Below are 17,449 nucleotides of genomic sequence, written 5' to 3'. Positions count from 1 at the left end.
CTTGCTGCTATTGCGTTTATCGTGGCTCGTTAAGGGTGAAGCCCATCTGGCTGACCAGCTGCTCTAGGGCGCTAAGGCTCTGCTTGAGGTCGGCTTGTGTATGGGTTGCTTGGCGCAAGAACGCTGCCATCTGTGGATAGCTACTCACAGCCATGTCCATCTCTGCATCATGACCAACTTGATAGCCGCCTAGTGGCAATAGCTCTTTGACCTCGTTATAGCGACTATTGAGGTGGCGGAACCACTGCCCCTGTTTTAGGCTGCTTTCGCTGGCAACCTGTGTGGCGAGGCGGCTGACGGAGGCGCCAATATCGATGGCTGGAAAGTGCCCCTGTTCGGCCAGTTTGCGGTTAAGCACAATATGGCCATCGAGAATCGCTCTTGCCGAGTCGGCAATCGGATCTTGCTGATCATCACCCTCGGTTAATACCGTATAAAAGGCAGTGAGGGTACCCGTTGGATGTTGGCTGTTACCGGCCATCTCCACTAGGCTAGGCAGTTGGGCGAATGCCGAAGGCGGGTAGCCTTTGGTGGCCGGCGGCTCACCTAAACTCAAGGCGATTTCCCGTTGAGCTTGCGCATAGCGAGTCAGCGAATCCACCAGAAGTAATACTTGCTTACCCTGATCACGGTAGGCAGCGGCAATATGATGGCATAGGCGCATAGCGCGCATGCGCATAAGTGGCGTGGTGTCGGCGGGTGCGGCAACCACTACGGCGCGCTTGCGCCCCTCTTCCCCCAAGGACTCTTCGATAAACTCTCTGACTTCTCGGCCACGCTCACCAATGAGCCCAACAACGACTACGTCAGCTTCGGTAAAACGGGTCATCATGCCGAGTAGCACACTCTTACCCACACCTGAGCCCGCGAACAGGCCGAGACGTTGACCACGGCCGACGGGAAGTAGGGCGTTGATGGCGCGAATTCCCACATCTAATGGCTCGCGGATCGGCTTACGTAATAGTGGGTTCGTGCTCTTAAATTGCAGTGGCACATGGGGAATATGTTTGATACTGCCGAGGTCGTCCAATGGTTGACCTAAGCCGTCGAGTACTCGCCCGAGTAGGCCGAGTCCCGTCGGTATTTGGCAGCGCCCTTCGATGGGCATCACTCGCGCACCAGGCATTAAACCGTTGGTCGGCTCGATTGGCATCAGACAGAGGGTATCTTTGTAGAAGCCGACGACTTCGGCTTCGACTAAATGGTTATCACGGCACTCAACATAGCAGCGATCGCCTGTGCCCAATTGGCAGCCCACCGCCTCAAGCAGTAGGCCGTTAACGCGAGTTAAACGGCCATAAACTTGGGCAACGGGGACTTTCGGCCAATCCAAGATATCGGCATTAAGCTTCAACGTCTGCCTCGTTTGTTACGCTGTCTGCTGGTGAGGAGTCTTGCAGGTGGGCTTCAATCTGGGCCATGCAGCGGTTGAGACGAGTCTCGACCGACGCATCGGCATCGGAGGTTTCGCTAACAATTCTGCAGCCGCCAGCACTGATGCTAGCGTCAGCCACTAAAGTCCAAGAGTGGATCTTATCGGCCGCTAGTTCTTTAAGCTTGTCTACTGCGCTCGGTTCAAGGTGGATCTTAACTTGAGTCGGATCATCTGGCAGAGCGGCCAGAGTCTCTTCAATTAAATTTAAGATCTGCTGCGGCTGTAGAGTCAGCTCGCAGCGGATAACCTGTAACGAGACCCGGCGCACTAGATCAAGGATCAGCGACTGCTGTTGCAAAATCTGCTGATTATGGCCCTCTTCGAGCAGTGACTTTAATGCACCTAAGGGTGCAATAATGCTATTGAGCTGCTCGTCGATATTGTCTTTGCCTTTCTGTTGCCCCTCGATGCGCCCTTGATTAAAGCCTGCGGCATAACCCGATTGACGTCCTTCCTCTTCGCCGGAGCTAAAACCCGCTTGATGTCCTTTCTGAACGCCTTCATCGTAACCCTTGTCGAAGGCTTGCTGGAAGTCTTGCCAGTTTGATCCCTCGGAGTTGTCATCGGTTTGTGGCGCGACTAACGGTGAGAAGCGGTGACGGCGAGGGTGTTGACCCACAAGGCGCCAGCGTGGATCGGTATTATTGAGTCGTTGGCTCATTATTCTACTACCTGCTCTTCAAATAACTGCAGTTCAATCTCTCCGTCATCCATCATCTGCTTAGCTAGCTCCATGATCTCTTTACGGGCGGCAATGGCCTGACTCAATGGCACTGTGCCTATGGCTTCGACCTGAGTTTCGATTGCCGAAGACATGCGCTTTGGTAGCGCACCGAGCAGTGTCATCTTAAGTTCGTTGTCGATACCTTTTAACGCCAGTGCCAATACATCGGCAGGTACGGCAGCCATGATATCTCGTAGTGTCTCTGGCTTTTGGCGGCCTAGGATGATGAAGTCGAACATGTTGTCGGCGACATTGTTGGCTAGCTGCTTATCATGCAGTTTTAGCATCTCCATCAGCTGCTCTCTGTCGCCTTCGAAGCGATTGAGGATGTCGGCAACTTGGCGAACACCGCTGATCTGGGTGTGGCTCTTTTCCATCGCAATTAGCATGCAACGCTCGACGAGTTGCTTGAGTTCATCGACCACTTCACGGTCTAAATCTCCGAGCTGGGCAATGCGCACTAGCACTTCGTCTTGGCCGCTGGCCGGCAGGCTCTGTAGTACTTGAGCGGCGCTCTCTGGTGGCAATAGGCCTAATAGCACGGCTTGTAGTTGGCTGTGCTCGTTGGCGATCTCGCGAGCGAGTAGTTGTGGATCGACCCACTCGAGGCGCTTAACGAGGATTTTTATTTCATCGCCATAGATGCTGTCGATTAGGCTCTTAGCGACCCTGTCTCCTAGGGCAAGATCTAACGTTTTTTGTAAATAGGTTCGTGAGGCGCGAGCGATACCCGATTGCTCTTGGTAACGCTTGAAGAAGCGGCCGAGCACGGCCTCAGCTTCATGCTGGGTGATGCTAGATAGACGCGCCATCTTGTGGCTGAGGTGCTGCACATCGTTGCGATCTAAATGGGCCATCACCTGAGCAGCCCCTTTTTCTCCCATGCTAAGCAGTAGCATGGCGGCTTGCTCTAGGTTGTCCATCTTAATTGTGAGTTCACTGTTATTCACTGTTTGGGTTACCTATCTATATAACGCTGAATGCATTTGGTTTCATTAGGCTTGTTGAGCGTTCTGCTCATTATCTCGGTCACTTATCCAGTGAGAGATCACCTCGGCGACTCGTGCTGGTTCTTGGTTAGCAAGTAAACTTAGGTGCTCCATCTGAACCGTTAGCGGCGAGCCTGGAGCGGGTAGGCTTAGGTTGCTGCTCCAACTAGTATCTGTGGTGGCATTTTCGACTGCCAGTATATTATCCACTTGCTGCTGTGCCGAATCAGTAAGCGCTGCTGCCTCTGGCGGCGGCATTAATGGCGTGGTATTGGTCGAGTCGCTGTCCTTGATGTTGTATTCAACGGTGCGTGTCAGATGCTGGACTAGAGGACGCAGTACAAAGAAGATCATGCCTAGGCCTAAAATGGCACCGATAAAGTAACGTAGGTAGGCTTGATAACTTTCACCCTGCCACCAAGGTAGCGGTTCGAACTCAACCACTTTTACTGGGGCGAAATTAAAGCTACTGATACTAAATTGGTCGCCACGCGCGGCGCTATAACCGATAGCATCCTGAACCATGCTACTCATCTGGTCGAGTTGCGGTTGAGTCCAGCCGTTTTCGCCTGCCGCTTGGCTATTGAGTAGCACAGAGATTGATAGGTTCTCTAGCTGCATCTGCTGATAGCGGGTGTGAGTGACTGAGCGACCCACTTCAAATTGACGGCTCTCTTGCTGATTAAGGTTAGTGCTGCTGTTATTTGCTGCAGGATCAGCTGTCGGTGGCTGGTTGCTTAAAGCACCTGGGATCCCAAGCGCCATATCACCGCTGGTCTGATTGGTGCTTTGCTTCTCTTGGCTGACAACAGTTTGTGGATCCACTGACTCACGCGTCTCTTCCACCTGATTAAAGTTAACCATCGCAGCGACTTGTACTTGGAAGTTATCCCTACCTAGGATAGGTAACAGCATACTTGAGGCGCGGCTAATAAGGCTTTGCTCTAGCTCTTGGGTATACTTTATCTGCTTGTCACGTGACTGGCTCATATCTTGACTAGCATTGATCTCAGAGCTTAGGTGATTGCCCTCTTGGTCAACAATTTGTACTCGCTCAGGCGTCATACCTGTCACGCTGCCCGCTACTAAGTTAGCGATAGAGGTGATCTGCTGTGGCTGCAGGTGCTGCCCCGCATAGAGATCTAGCATTACAGAGGCCGAAGGCAGTTCAGGTTGTTGACGGATAAATAGGGTTTTCTTCGGGATGGCTAAGTGTACTCGCGCGGTTCTCACTGCTTTTAGTGCCATGATGGTGCGTGATAGTTCACCTTCTAAGCTATAACGGTACTTAGCTTGCTCCATAAATTGGCTGGTGCCGATAGTTGATGCGTCGAGAGACTCCATACCCGAAGGCACTTTGGCCTTAACGCCGCGAGCGGCGAGAAGCATGCGTGCATTGCCGAGCTTATCTTCAGGAACAAGTACTAAACCTGAGGTTGGGTCGAGACGATAGCTGATCCCCTCGGCTTCGAGTACTTCAATGATGTGGGATGTGTCGACGTTCTCTTGATTACCATATAAGGGGCTATAACCTTGGCCAGTGCTCCAAAGCATCAACACGATTACGCAGGCTGCGACGATCGCGAGAATGGCGAGAGTCGCCGCATGTCGGTCTCCTCGACTGAACTGCTGCCATTTCTGCTTCAACGAGTTTAGACGTTCATTCTTGCCATTTACATCTGTCATGGCAGGGCTGGTTTGAGTCAATGTGGTTGACATGCTTTTGTTATCCTTGCTCAAAAAGGCTGATTAAGTTTTTGGGCGTTATTGCAATAGTTATAGACAGTTGTAGGGGTTAGATCGGCATCTTCATGACATCGTCAAATGCTTGTACTAGGCGGTTACGGATCTGCAGCATGGCTGAAAATGCTAGGCTGGCCTTTTGTGAGGCAACCATGGCACCAACGAGATCATCACTCTGACCACTGTCGACGGCACTCACTAAGGCCGATGATGCGTTTTGGTCTGCGTTGATAGAGGCTACTTTTTGCTTCATTAACTCGGTGAATGAAGCCGGTTGAACGCCAAAATCCTTAGGATTTGGGCCGACTTTAATTCCACCTTTGGCCATCTCTGAGTGAATACTGAGTTGTTGCATCATAGCGCTGGCATTGATGTTGGCATTTGACATATCTGTTCCTTATTTATTTTGAAGGCCGACTATGCAGCGTGACCTGATTGCGACAGGATCTGCTCAATATCTATGCCTTCTTCACGCATCTGCACCAGCTTGTATCTGAGGGCTCTCGTTGTCATGCCTAGCGCTTGGGCGGTATTGTTACGATGACCGTTATGACGTTTCAGGGTGTCGATAATGTACTGGAATTCAGCCTGACGCTTCGACGCCTTAAGTCCTAATTCACTTTGCTCGACTAGCGCGCAGCCATCTTGATTCACTAGCCCCAGTTCTTCGGCCTGTAGTGCTTGGCCGCGGCGCATCACTAAGGCACGCTGAATAGTATTCTCTAATTCACGCACGTTACCTGGCCAGTCGTGGCTCATGAGTAGGCTACGAGCCTGTTCGCTGAAGTAGCACTGCTGGTTGGCTGCGAGGATTTTGTAGCGCTGTAAGAAGTGCTCGGCGATGGGCAAGATGTCTTCTTTTCGCTGACGCAGAGGCAAGATCTTGATCGGTAACACATCTAAGCGATAGAAGAGATCTTCTCTAAACTCACCGTCTTGTACCGCTTGGCGCAGATCTTTATTGGTGGCAGCAATGACGCGGATATCGAGCGCGATAGACTTGTGTCCACCTAGACGCTCAACTTCTCGTTCTTGCAGAACTCGTAGCAGTTTTGCCTGCAGCAGTTGTGGCATCTCACCGATCTCGTCGAGCAGCAGGGTTCCACCGTTGGCGAGTTCAAATTTACCGGGTTGATCGGTAGTGGCTCCAGTAAAAGCCCCTTTAACATGGCCGAATAGAATCGACTCTAAAATACTTTCGGGAATGGCGGCGCAGTTGATCGCGATAAAAGGTTGCTCTGCACGATTCGAGTGGCGGTGAATATAGCGCGCCAAAGGCTCTTTACCCGTGCCGCTTTCGCCAGTTAGAAGTACGGTTGCTTCTGTGTTGGCGGCGCGGTGTGCCAGCATTAGCAGCTGACGGCTAACAGGGGCGGCACAAATAAGTTCGTTATTGGGGAGCTCTAATCTACGTAGCCTTTGTAGCAATGAGCATAATTGCGCTTCTTCGATCGGCAGTAATAGATAATCTTGAACACCGCATTGCATTGCAATACTGGCTAGTTCGGTTTGCTCAGGATCGAGCAGGGCGACTTGATGTTTGCCTGGGGATTGACGAAGTTTTGCGGCAACATCTTGGCTCGCGCTGCGAGAAAGGTTGATAAGGCTAAGCCAAGGCACTGTGTCATCGTTCTGCCACAGAGTAAAGCCTTGCTGAGATAGCTTATCTAGACTTGATTGCGGCAGTTCAGCATCGACGAATCTTAAACTTGTGTGATTCATTTGCTTGCTCCTAATGCCGATGCGGTAGAGGACTGAGAGGCAGACTTTACTAAGCGCAAGGTGACTCGACGATTAAGCTCTCTCCCCTCTGTGTTGTTATTGCTGGCTACTGGAGCGCGGGTACCGTGATGTCGGGTCTGGATCATCTTTGGAGATACCCCTAGTTCTATCAGCCTTGAAAGCACTTCATCGGCACGTTCTTTACTGAGCACTAAGTTGGCGAGATGATCCCCTGATGCATCCGCATGGCCATCGATCAGTACTTCCACAATGCTAGGGTCGGCTTGAATATAGCGATAAACCGCCTGCAGATCTTGTTCGTGAGTAGCACTTATTAGGCTTGAATTTGGAGCGAACATCAGCTCTAGGCGACGAACATAGGTGAATGGCTTAGGTAACAAGTGTTGACGACAGAGCCTAAATTGATTGGCTACTGCACGGGTGGAAACTGGGCTAGCATTAATTAAGTATTGGCTATTGTCTGTGCTGGTGACCGCGACTTGCCACGTGTGCCCCTGCTCAAGTGCTTCTAAAAATGGGGCGGTATTTTGTTGGCTTATCGCCTGTGAGCCAAACCAGTTTAGCGATGTGGTTGCGATAGGTTGGCGTGACGTATCTTGCCAAGCTGCAGAGACCACCGAGGCCTGACTTTGGGTGTTATTTAAATTTAGCCAGTCGGCTTCAAGGCTCAGCGCGAGAGGTTCGCCTGGGTTCGCGTTGAGTTGTAATGTGCCGAAACTCTCTACTCTATGGGTAATCTCACAGCCAAACTCGTCTCCTGAAAATTGCCATTGGGCTTTCTCAAAGGGAGTTTGATACTTAACTGGAGTCGCCTGAGCGCTATTTGTGATGTTTATACAAATAAAAAATAAACAGATTAATATATAAACTGACAGTTTCAATTGTTCATAACCCTTAAATGTAGAGACTGGAACTTTATTACTTTAGTTTTGTTTTTAAGGTTGCCAATTAAACACTTAATATTAAAGCATGTAAAACTTTTTATTTTTATTTTATGTTCCCATCAAGTTTTTAAAACTTATTCTAAAGTTGAGTGTATTTGTATTTGATGTGATGTAAGCTTGCGATTATTACCTGTAGAACATCAGCTGTTCGTTTTTAATACGAAATAGAGTGTTTTTGATTCGGGGTGTAATTCGCTTGATGTCGCATACTGTTGTTTTTGCTTGGTTTGCTGTTATTTGTCGAGAAAGTTTAAAAATAAATTAAAGTTTTCTAAAATATTGTCGCTTTATAGGTGGTTTATTTTTTGTTCGCGACAGTTTTTATTTTTGCTACAACCTTACTTTCTTTCTAATAATGTTTTTTGTTATTTGTGTTACACAGCTTATTTATTTAGTCATTATTTTGTCGGCTGTCATTTAAATAGCTTTTTTAAATTTGATGTCGGTTATTTGACGGATTTTTATTGTGAGATTTAGGATGAAAACAACTGCTAAAGCCAATCTAATTAAATCTAGCCAAGGGATAGAAGTTCGGCCTGTAGTCTTGATAAAAGAGAAGTTGGCTCGAAGCCGGTTATTGATGCAATTAGAGTCATGTCAGCGACCAATGATAGATGCTGTTAATGAGTTACTGACGCCAATTACTCGTCAAGGACACTTTGCGCTGTCAAAAGTATCGTTGGCGGCGAAGACTCAGCCTGTCACCCCTCAACTACATCATGCCTGGTTTTTACTGAGCTATAACCGCGTCGAGTTAGGTTGGTGGCGAATCGATAAGTGTACATTAGACCAACTCGCCAGTGGTTATTACGGGAGTTGCTCCAGCGCATTGCAATCTCCCTTAAGAGCACCGAGCCAGTCTGAGTTTCGTTTGGTTAAGCGCTTGATGATGGCCGTGATTAAAACATTTCCGATCACCTATATCGATGAAGACAAATTGGAGTTGGAGTTGGTGATGAACTGCGCACCTATCAAGGCTCCAGTCTGTTGTGAGTTGAGCTTTCCTGCGGCTCACTGTGGTCCTGCTCTTTGCTTCTATATGGCGGAACATTTATTAGAGCTGATGGCTGAGCAGCCTAGCCAGTATCAAGCCGATCCAGCTTTAGCCGAGAAGTTAGCGGGTCGACTTAAACAGATCCCACTTAGAACATTATTGGAGCTTGGGCATCAGAGTATGCCAGTTACCTCGCTTCAGAGCTTGGTCGTCGGTGATATTTTGCCGATGAACCTACACTCTCGCTGTCCCGTTACCGTCGGAAAACGACCACTTTTTTACGCCACAGTTCATACCCATGAGGGGCAGATGGTGGCCAAATTGACTCAAGAAGCCTTTCAAATGGAGGAAAAATCCAATGGCTGAACATAATATTTTACAAGATGAAGATTTTTTATTAGATGACGAATTCTTTGCTGAAGAGCCTGTTAGTGTGCCTAAGGTTCAGGCGAAGCCTGTAAAGGATATGTCGTTTTTCCATCAGCTTCCGGTACATGTGACTCTAGAGCTCGCCAGTGTTGAGATGTCGCTTGGTGAGTTGGCACAGATGGGAGAGGGTGATGTGGTCGCGCTGGACCGTATGGTCGGTGAGCCACTCGATATTCGTGTGAATGGTGCATTGCTTGGTCGCGGAGAAGTGGTAGAAGTCAACGGTCGTTATGGTGTGCGTTTACTCGAAGTGGAAGCTACCAGCTTAACTGGAGCCGTTGACTAACTATGTGGCGAGTGTTGCTGGTGCTATTGCTGAGCGTTTCATCGACGGCTTATGCGAGTGATGGCTTAACGCTGTTTTCTCTGGCTGACGGTGATAAGACTCAGGCGGTGAACGTTAAACTGGAAATCTTAGCCTTGATGACGGTGCTAAGCTTTTTGCCTGCCTTACTAATGATGTTAACCAGCTTCACTCGGGTGATAGTGGTTTTGGCTATTTTGCGTCAAGCCTTAGGTTTGCAGCAAAGCCCACCCAATAAAGTATTGATAGGCATCGCCTTGGTGATGACCATTTTTATTATGCGCCCTGTCGGGCAAGCTATCTATGACGATGCTTTTCTCCCCTACGATATGGGGCAGATAGAGTTAACGGAAGCCGTTGCTCGAGGTGAGGTGCCGCTACGCAAATTTATGTTGGCGCAGACTCGAGAGACGGATCTGGAGCAGATGCTCAAGATTGCCGATGAGCCGATCACCTTAACCGCCGATGAGATCCCTTTCTTTGTGCTAATGCCTGCCTTCGTATTGAGTGAGTTAAAGACCGCATTTCAGATAGGTTTCCTACTTTTCCTACCTTTTTTGGTGATCGATCTAGTGGTCGCGAGCGTGTTGATGTCCATGGGTATGATGATGCTGTCGCCACTGATTATCTCTTTGCCATTTAAACTGATGGTGTTTGTATTGGTCGATGGTTGGTCGATGACCGTGAGTACCTTGGTGGCCAGTTATGGTTAGACGAACTAAGGAGCAACCGTTTGCTGGACAGGAGAGTGCCTTGATGGTGACAAACCAAAGCGATGAGTTATCCGTTTGGGATCTAATTTACCTTTTTCTTGGTCTGTTGATGACGGCGTTAGTGATCCTCAATGACTGGCCGACGGTTATCTCGATACTTACGGGGGCAAGGGCGTAGTCTATGGACGTCAATGAACTTACCTCAATGTTTTCCGAGGCTATTTTCCTCGTGGTTGCCATGGTTGGAGTCTTGGTGGTTCCTGGACTCTTGGTCGGCCTGCTGATCGCGGTATTTCAGGCGGCCACTCAGGTGAACGAACAGACATTGAGTTTTTTACCGCGACTCATTTTGACACTCTTGATGGTGGTTTTTGCTGGTGAATGGTTGCTGCAGCAGATCGGCGACTTCTTTAATCGTTTGTTTATGAATATCCCCCATATTATTGGTTGAGGAACAGTAGCTTGTTATCGCTTACCTCAGTCCAAATTAGCACTTTTATCGGCACTTTCTGGTGGCCATTTTGCCGCATAATGGGGGCTTTTATGGTGATGCCTTTTCTGGGGAACAATTATATCCCTGCCACCGTACGTATCCTGTTGGCCATCTGTATATCGGTTCTAATTGCGCCGATACTGCCGCCATTTCCCGAAGTCGATGCTATCTCGTTTAATGCGCTGATCTTGGCCGTAGAGCAGCTATTGATCGGTTTTATGTTGGCGCTCTTCCTGTCGATAATGATCCATGTGATGACCATGTTAGGTGCCATGATGTCGATGCAGATGGGTTTGTCGATGGCAGTGATGAATGACCCCTCTAGTGGTGGGGCTAACCCGCTGTTAGGATTGTGGTTTATGCTCTACGGAACCCTGCTGTTTCTGGCGTTAGACGGTCACTTGGTCGCGATTGGGATCTTAGTGGACAGTTTTAGGTTATGGCCCATAGGAATGGGAATATTTGATCTGCCCTTGATGGGGCTTATCGGCCGACTCTCTTGGATTTTTGCGGCCTCCTTTATGCTGGCTCTGCCCGCAATTCTCGCCATGCTCGTGGTTAACATCACCTTCGGTGTACTGAGTCGCTCGGCACCATCGTTAAACGTTTTCGCCTTGGGCTTTCCTATGTCGATGCTGATGGGTCTGCTGTGTGTATTTTTCTCTTTTAGCGGTTTGCCGACTCGTTATAGCGACCTCTGTTTAGATGCCTTAAGCGCTATGTATCAGTTTATCGGTGGTGCAACGTGAGTAATAAGGATTCGGGGCAGAGTAAAACCGAAAAAGCGACCCCGCAAAAATTAAAGAAGGCAAGAGAGCAAGGGCAAGTACCACGCTCGAAAGACTTGGCTGCCTCGGCGCTAATTATTGGCTGCTCGGTGTTGCTGACTACTATGGCTGATTGGATCTCAGCTAAAGTCGCAGCGCTGACAAGGACCAATATGTTATTTACCAAGGCACAGCTAGATGAGCCGGGGATGATGACTCGTCATCTGGCGCAGTCTCTACTGGAAGTGCTGAATATTCTAGGACCTCTCATTATAACGGTCGCGTTGATAGCCATCATTGCCGGGGCCATGCCTGGCGGCCCGGTGTTTAACTTTAAAAACGCAGGCTTTAAATATAGTCGTATCGACCCTATTGCCGGGCTCGGCAGAATGGCGTCCGTAAAGTCACTAGTAGAGCTGGTTAAATCGATTCTTAAGATCGTGCTTCTAGTAGGCATCATGCTGCTTTTTCTACAGAAAAACTTTCAAGCATTGATGGCGGTTAGTCAGCTGCCAATCGATGAAGCGGTTATGCGTGGCATCGATATGCTGAGCTTGGCGATGCTCTATCTGGGCCTAGGCTTGCTGCTGATCACCTTTATCGATGTACCTTACCAGTATTGGCATCACCATAAGGAACTGAGAATGTCGCTGCAAGAGGTGAAAGACGAACATAAGCAGCAGGACGGTAAACCTGAAGTGAAGGCGAAAATCCGCCAGATGCAACAACGTATTAGTCGATCTAGGGCCGACGTCTCAGTGCCTAAGGCTGATGTGCTACTGGTGAACCCTAGTCACTATGCGGTGGCACTAAAATATGACATGAATAAGGCGGATGCCCCCTACGTGATAGCGAAAGGCACCGATGAGTTGGCGCTCTATATGCGTGACATCGCTAAACGAAATGATGTGGAGGTGCTAGAGCTGCCGCCACTAACGCGCGCTATTTACTATTCGACTCAGGTGGAGCAGCAGATCCCCTCGGGTCTGTTTGTCGCCATCGCACATGTGCTCACCTATGTGATGCAGCTTAGAGCGGCGCGTCAGGGTCAGCAGGCGAAGCCTGATCCTTTGCCCCATTTCTATATTCCTAAAAATTTACAACATGATTAAAGGTTATTTGCATTAATGAACTGGTTTAAGCGTACTTTTGCTGGTAGCCCAGGCTATATCGGGATTCCAATCATGCTACTTGCCGTGTTGGCTATGGTTATCTTGCCTTTGCCGCCATGGCTATTAGATATTTTGTTCACTTTTAACATAGTGCTCGCCGTGATGGTGCTATTGGTCGGGGTATCGATCCGCAGACCGTTGGAGTTTTCGGTATTCCCAACCGTATTATTACTCGCAACCTTGCTACGCTTAACCTTGAACGTGGCCTCGACCCGTGTGGTACTTATTGAGGGCCATGAAGGGGGGGATGCCGCAGGTAAGGTGATTCAAGCCTTTGGTGAGGTGGTGATCGGCGGTAACTATGTTGTCGGTGCGGTGATCTTCCTTATCTTGATGATCATTAACTTTGTGGTGATCACTAAAGGTGGCGAGCGAATATCTGAGGTATCGGCACGTTTCACCCTAGATGCGCTGCCCGGTAAGCAGATGGCAATTGATGCCGACTTAAATGCCGGAGTGTTGACCCAAGAGCAGGCGAGAGTGAGACGCCAAGAGGTTGCGCGCGAAGCCGACTTCTATGGTTCGATGGATGGTGCCTCTAAATTTGTCCGTGGTGATGCGATTGCCAGTATACTGATTCTAGCTATCAACATGTTGGGTGGTTTGGCGATCGGTATCTTCATGCATGATTTGAGTGCCGGTGAAGCGTTTAAGACTTATGCTTTGCTGACTATTGGTGATGGTCTAGTGGCCCAGATCCCGTCGCTATTACTTGCGACTGCGGCGGCGATTATCGTCACGCGGGTTTCCGATGCTGAAGAGATGCCTGAGCAGTTGCGTCAGCAGCTACTCGCCAACCCAAAAACTTTGATCACCTCGGCATTGGTGATGCTGATCTTGGGCATAGTGCCGGGGATGCCGACATTTGTATTTTTGTCATTTGCGGCGCTATTGGCATTTGTTGCGTGGAAGCAGAGTCAGGTTCAGCCTAAGGTGACCGAGTCTAAGGTCGAGGAGCTAAGGGAGAGCAGCTTTAGTGAGCCTTCTGCGCCGAGCTGGGACGCCTTACCTTATACCGATCTTATCGAGGTGCGTTTAGGTTACCGCTTGGTGCATCTGGTTGAGCGCAGCAAAGGGGCTGAGCTGCAAAAGCGATTAACAGGTATTCGTCGAACCCTATCTGAACAGGCTGGTTTCTTACTGTCTGAGGTGAGGGTGCGCGATAATCTGTCGCTGGCTCCCAATGCGTATCAGATTAACTTGATGGGTAACCCAGTGGTGACCGCAGAATTAGAGCCAGATCGTCTGATGGCGATTAAGAGTGGCCCAGTTTTTGGTGATATCGATGGGGTGATCACAAAAGAGCCTGCCTACCAGATGGATGCTATCTGGATTGAGCAAGATCATAAGGCCAAGGCGCTGAACCTGGGGTATTCGGTGGTGGATAACGCCACGGTTATCGCTACCCATGTGAGTAAACTCATTCGTGAATCGCTTCCGGATATGCTGCAGCATGATGATGTATTGGCGCTTAGTGATCGTCTCGCTAAACAGAGTCCTAAGCTGGCCGAGTCACTCAATAGCGCATTAACCCCTATCTTGCAGCTCAAGGTGTATCGATTATTGCTTAAGGAGCAGGTATCGCTAAAGGATATTCGCACCATTGGCACCACTTTGCTCGATTGCAGTGAAAACAGTAAAGATCCTGTACTGCTTGCAGCCGATGTGCGCTGCGCCCTGCGCCACTCTATCTTGCACTCTATCGTGGGGGCCGATCCTAAGCTTAATGTGATGACCTTGGCTCCTGAACTTGAGCAAACCTTGATGTCGGCTTTGAATCAGTCCCAGCAGCAGGGCAAGGGGTCGCTCGATAGCTTCCCTGTGGATCCGCAGCTATTGGCACAACTGCAGCAACGTATGCCGCAACTGTTAGCACAGGCGAAGGAGCATGGCCATAGTCCACTGTTGTTGGTCTCGCCGCAGCTGCGACCGATTTTGGCGCGCTATGCCTTGGCATTTGCCCGCGGTCTGCATGTGTTGTCTTACAATGAGATCCCCGAGACGCGGGAGCTGATGGTGGCGGGGCAGTTAGGCTAGTTGAAAACAAGTCGTCGAATACAAAAAGGGATAGCTAGCTATCCCTTTTTATTGCCTGCAAGTCGGTTAACTCGACTTTAAGAAGCTGCACAATGCGTTGAGGGCCAGATTGCGTGGCTTATCGCGCTCCATGAAGATCTCATGACGGGCGTAAGGGATTTTTATCAGCTTACACAGACCGTTTACGGCGCGGTTTTGTGCTGCATTATCGACGATAGTGTCCTCTTCGGCTTGCAGGATAAGCAGTGGGATAACGCTATTTCGAGCGGCATTTACAGCTTGCTCGGCACCGTCGATAGACTCGACTAACCAATGGTTGGTGGGTGAGCCTAGTTGTAGCTCTGGATGCTGGCGGTAGAGTTCGCGATAATCCTCATAGCGAAGCTTGCTGTGGGTGAGGTCATTCTTATCGAACGGATCCGCATGGTAGTCTTTACCGCCCAATATATAGTTGGGCTGTTTAGCATTATCGAGCAAAGCGGCTAGGCCGCGGATAAAGACTTTGGGAAGCGGCAGTTTGATGCCATACATGGGGGCCGAAAACGCCGCAGCCTTAAAGGTTGCTGGGTACTGGCTGAGATACAGGGTCCCGATAGCTCCCCCCATCGAGTGGCCCACTAAGTAGTAATTTTCTTGGGCCTGCGGCTTGACGACTTTAGTGACAAATTCGGCGAAGTCATCGACATATCGCTGGAACTTATCGATATGCCCCTGATGCGGGTTCGCGGTTGTACGCGCCGATAAACCTTGGCCACGATGATCGATTGCAAACAGGCTGTAGCCTTGCTGATAGAGATCGAACATCAGTTCTTTATATTTCAGATAGGACTCAACCCGACCACTGCTAATAACGATAGTACCGATACTCTCTGGGTGAGTGATGCGGGCGTAGGCTAGGGTGATGTCGTCACGAGTCTTAAAGCTCGATTGCGTTACTTGCTGCCAGAAGACTTTCTGCTCAGGACTATTAAGGTGATGTTCTGATGAAAAGCTTACAGCGGCATTGGTGTTCATATAGGGCTCAGTAGCAATCGACATGGAGTGGTTCTATTTAGTGATCTTGGATGCAGTGTAGCAAACTTGTTCAGCCAGACTCTAGCGAAACATAAGTCTATTAAAAAGGCCGCTAATGCGGCCTTAATGTGTACTCGATGACAGTATTATTGATTAGATAGCGGCTTTCTGAGAGGTAATGAAATCGTTTACCTGCTGCTCCAGCACCGACATTGGTACAGAGCCGTTGGCTAAGATGGCGTCATGGAAGGCGCGAATATCGAAGTGCTCTCCAAGCTCGGCTTCGGCTTGAGCGCGTAAACGTTTAATCGTTAGTTCACCAATCTTGTATGACAAGGCTTGTCCTGGCCAGTTAATGTAACGATCAATCTCTGTGGTGACGTTATGCATAGACAGCGCGGTGTTGCTCGCCATAAAGTCGATTGCTTGCTGGCGAGACCAACCTTTGGCGTGCATGCCCGTATCGACCACTAAACGTGCTGCGCGCCACATCTCGTAGGTGAGGCGACCAAAGTTACTGTATGGATCTTGGTAGAAGCCAGCTTCTAAACCAAGGTATTCCGAGTAGAGTCCCCAGCCTTCGCCAAACGCAGAAATATAGCTGTAGCGGCGGAAGTTAGGTAGATCGGTTAACTCTTGGTTGAGTGCTATCTGCAGATGATGGCCGGGTACGGCTTCATGCAGGGTTAATGCTTCCATCTCGTATAGTGGGCGTTTATCGAGCGCATAGGTGTTAACCCAGTAATAGCCTGCTTCATCATCGCGACTCGAGCCAGAGTAACGACCTGTGGTGTATTTGGGGGCAATTTCGGCAGGAACGGGTTCAATACCATAAGGCTGACGCGGTAGCTTACCGAAATACTTAGGTAGCATGGCATCGGCCTTCTTGGCGATATAGGCCGCCTCTTTTAGTAGTTCCTCTGCGGTTTCTGGGTAGAACTGCGGATCGGTTCTTAAAAAATGTAGAAACTCGGCGAAGCTGCCTTCGAATCCTACCTCTTCGATGATCTGCTGCATCTCACCACGAATACGCTTAACTTCTTGTAAGCCTAGCTGGTGCACTTCATCTGAGGTCATATCCAATGTGGTGTAGTAGCGAACGCGGTTTTCATAAAAGGCTTTGCCATCGGGAAGGTCGTAGGTCGCAATACTCTCTCGGGTATTGGGCATATATTCCTTGGTGATAAAGTCGAAGAAGGCCTGATATTGAGGCAAAACCGTGTCTTGCACTAAGGCACGGCCTTGCTCGGTTAGCTGCGCTTTCTCTGCGTCACTGAAATGCGATGGGTATTGAGTGAAAGGTTTAAAATAGCCACTCTCTTCTACGGGCACGATAAAGGCGGTAATGCTGGTTTCAAACCCTTTAAGTGTGGCCTTAGCTGGGGTGATACCAGTCGCTAGACCTTGGTTTAACCAGTAGGTTTGTTGATTGAAGTACGTCGGCAGCGCTTGCAACTGCTTGATGTAGTTTTGGTAGTCTTCGATGCTGGCAAAGCGCCCTTTGGCGATCGAGGCTATATAGGCGTGAAAGCCTCCTTCGGCCGAGATGGGCATATAGTGATCTTTGTAGTGGTACTGATCGACATCATTTTGCAGCTGGTCGCGCAAGATCTGGGCGTTAATCGCATCCTCTTTATTTAAGCGACTGACATCGATTTTCTGTAATTGTTCGAGTAGCAGTAGTTTACGTTGATTTAGCGCTGCGAGTGCCGTTGGCGACAGGTCTTGCAGCTTGCCTGCGGCCGTTTTATCACCGAGAGAATAGGCGAATCCTGGGCTGGCATCGAGGGATACTTGCCAAGCTGCATCGATAAGTGTTTGCAGTTGAGTGTTGGTTGCGATTTGCTCGGTGGTAACACCTAGCTGCGGCGCCGTTGATGTGGTTGTTTGGCAGGCGCTGAGCCCTAAGATTAGCACAGAGGGAAGTAGGTACTTATGCATGAATTGT

At 49.4% G+C, this 17,449-nt stretch carries 17 protein-coding genes; 8 read left to right on the top strand and 9 right to left on the bottom strand.

Annotation, left to right across the window (positions count from 1 at the left end; genetic code table 11):
• Positions 1-16 precede the first annotated feature (16 nt).
• The 7 genes from K5Q92_RS13155 to K5Q92_RS13125 form a co-directional block, all read right to left on the bottom strand.
• The gene (locus tag K5Q92_RS13155) at positions 17-1,354 is read right to left on the bottom strand and encodes a FliI/YscN family ATPase (RefSeq protein ID WP_220769458.1); all 1,338 of its coding nucleotides are present in this window, start codon (positions 1,352-1,354) and stop codon (positions 17-19) included.
• Positions 1,344-2,096: a flagellar assembly protein FliH gene (gene fliH / locus K5Q92_RS13150; RefSeq protein WP_220769457.1), complete on the bottom strand. Its 753-nt coding sequence runs from the start codon at positions 2,094-2,096 to the stop codon at positions 1,344-1,346. Before fliH ends, K5Q92_RS13155 begins: the two co-directional genes overlap by 11 nt.
• Positions 2,096-3,082 carry a flagellar motor switch protein FliG gene (locus tag K5Q92_RS13145; protein WP_239892983.1) on the bottom strand — a complete coding sequence of 329 codons (987 nt, stop codon included), beginning with the start codon at positions 3,080-3,082 and terminating at the stop codon, positions 2,096-2,098. The genes fliH and K5Q92_RS13145 overlap by 1 nt, the downstream gene beginning before the upstream one ends.
• 72 nt (positions 3,083-3,154) lie before the next feature.
• Complete coding sequence (fliF, locus tag K5Q92_RS13140) at positions 3,155-4,867, bottom strand: flagellar basal-body MS-ring/collar protein FliF (protein ID WP_220769455.1); 1,713 nt, start codon at positions 4,865-4,867, stop codon at positions 3,155-3,157.
• 76 nt (positions 4,868-4,943) lie between these two features.
• Positions 4,944-5,279: a flagellar hook-basal body complex protein FliE gene (gene fliE, locus K5Q92_RS13135; protein WP_220769454.1), complete on the bottom strand. Its 336-nt coding sequence runs from the start codon at positions 5,277-5,279 to the stop codon at positions 4,944-4,946.
• A gap of 29 nt (positions 5,280-5,308) precedes the next feature.
• Positions 5,309-6,613 (bottom strand): sigma-54-dependent Fis family transcriptional regulator, encoded by a 1,305-nt coding sequence (locus tag K5Q92_RS13130; RefSeq protein ID WP_220769453.1) that lies wholly within the window; start codon positions 6,611-6,613, stop codon positions 5,309-5,311.
• Positions 6,610-7,515 carry an OmpA family protein gene (locus tag K5Q92_RS13125; protein ID WP_220769452.1) on the bottom strand — a complete coding sequence of 302 codons (906 nt, stop codon included), beginning with the start codon at positions 7,513-7,515 and terminating at the stop codon, positions 6,610-6,612. Before K5Q92_RS13125 ends, K5Q92_RS13130 begins: the two co-directional genes overlap by 4 nt.
• Before the next feature lie 541 nt (positions 7,516-8,056).
• Between K5Q92_RS13125 and K5Q92_RS13120 the strand changes: the two genes are divergently transcribed.
• Genes K5Q92_RS13120 through flhA form a run of 8 tightly spaced genes read left to right on the top strand, consistent with a single transcriptional unit; the run spans position 8,057 to position 14,487 of the window.
• Complete coding sequence (locus tag K5Q92_RS13120) at positions 8,057-8,938, top strand: FliM/FliN family flagellar motor switch protein (RefSeq protein WP_220769451.1); 882 nt, start codon at positions 8,057-8,059, stop codon at positions 8,936-8,938.
• Positions 8,931-9,287, top strand: coding sequence for a flagellar motor switch protein FliN (fliN, locus tag K5Q92_RS13115; protein WP_220769450.1), 357 nt, complete (start codon positions 8,931-8,933; stop codon positions 9,285-9,287). The genes K5Q92_RS13120 and fliN overlap by 8 nt, the downstream gene beginning before the upstream one ends.
• A 2-nt stretch (positions 9,288-9,289) precedes the next feature.
• A complete protein-coding gene (gene fliP, locus K5Q92_RS13110) occupies positions 9,290-10,018 on the top strand; it encodes a flagellar type III secretion system pore protein FliP (protein ID WP_220769449.1) in 729 nt (242 codons plus the stop codon).
• Positions 10,011-10,196 (top strand): hypothetical protein, encoded by a 186-nt coding sequence (locus K5Q92_RS13105; protein WP_220769448.1) that lies wholly within the window; start codon positions 10,011-10,013, stop codon positions 10,194-10,196. Before fliP ends, K5Q92_RS13105 begins: the two co-directional genes overlap by 8 nt.
• Before the next feature lie 3 nt (positions 10,197-10,199).
• The gene (fliQ, locus tag K5Q92_RS13100) at positions 10,200-10,469 is read left to right on the top strand and encodes a flagellar biosynthesis protein FliQ (RefSeq protein WP_202723511.1); all 270 of its coding nucleotides are present in this window, start codon (positions 10,200-10,202) and stop codon (positions 10,467-10,469) included.
• 11 nt (positions 10,470-10,480) lie between these two features.
• Positions 10,481-11,260, top strand: a complete 780-nt coding sequence (gene fliR / locus K5Q92_RS13095; RefSeq protein WP_220769447.1) for a flagellar biosynthetic protein FliR — start codon at positions 10,481-10,483, stop codon at positions 11,258-11,260.
• Positions 11,257-12,390: a flagellar biosynthesis protein FlhB gene (gene flhB / locus K5Q92_RS13090; RefSeq protein ID WP_220769446.1), complete on the top strand. Its 1,134-nt coding sequence runs from the start codon at positions 11,257-11,259 to the stop codon at positions 12,388-12,390. The genes fliR and flhB overlap by 4 nt, the downstream gene beginning before the upstream one ends.
• Positions 12,391-12,405: 15 nt before the next feature.
• Positions 12,406-14,487 (top strand): flagellar biosynthesis protein FlhA, encoded by a 2,082-nt coding sequence (gene flhA, locus K5Q92_RS13085; RefSeq protein WP_220769445.1) that lies wholly within the window; start codon positions 12,406-12,408, stop codon positions 14,485-14,487.
• 66 nt (positions 14,488-14,553) lie between these two features.
• On the opposite strand, the gene K5Q92_RS13080 is transcribed toward flhA, so the two are convergent.
• Positions 14,554-15,525 carry an alpha/beta fold hydrolase gene (locus K5Q92_RS13080; protein WP_220769444.1) on the bottom strand — a complete coding sequence of 324 codons (972 nt, stop codon included), beginning with the start codon at positions 15,523-15,525 and terminating at the stop codon, positions 14,554-14,556.
• A gap of 129 nt (positions 15,526-15,654) precedes the next feature.
• On the bottom strand, positions 15,655-17,442 hold the full coding sequence (locus tag K5Q92_RS13075) for a DUF885 family protein (RefSeq protein WP_220769443.1): 1,788 nt from the start codon (positions 17,440-17,442) through the stop codon (positions 15,655-15,657).
• Between the last annotated feature and the right edge of the window lie 7 nt (positions 17,443-17,449).

This window comes from Shewanella sp. MBTL60-007, from assembly GCF_019654915.1.
Classification (GTDB): Bacteria; Pseudomonadota; Gammaproteobacteria; order Enterobacterales; family Shewanellaceae; genus Shewanella.
This window is presented reverse-complemented; position numbering and strand designations above follow the sequence as displayed.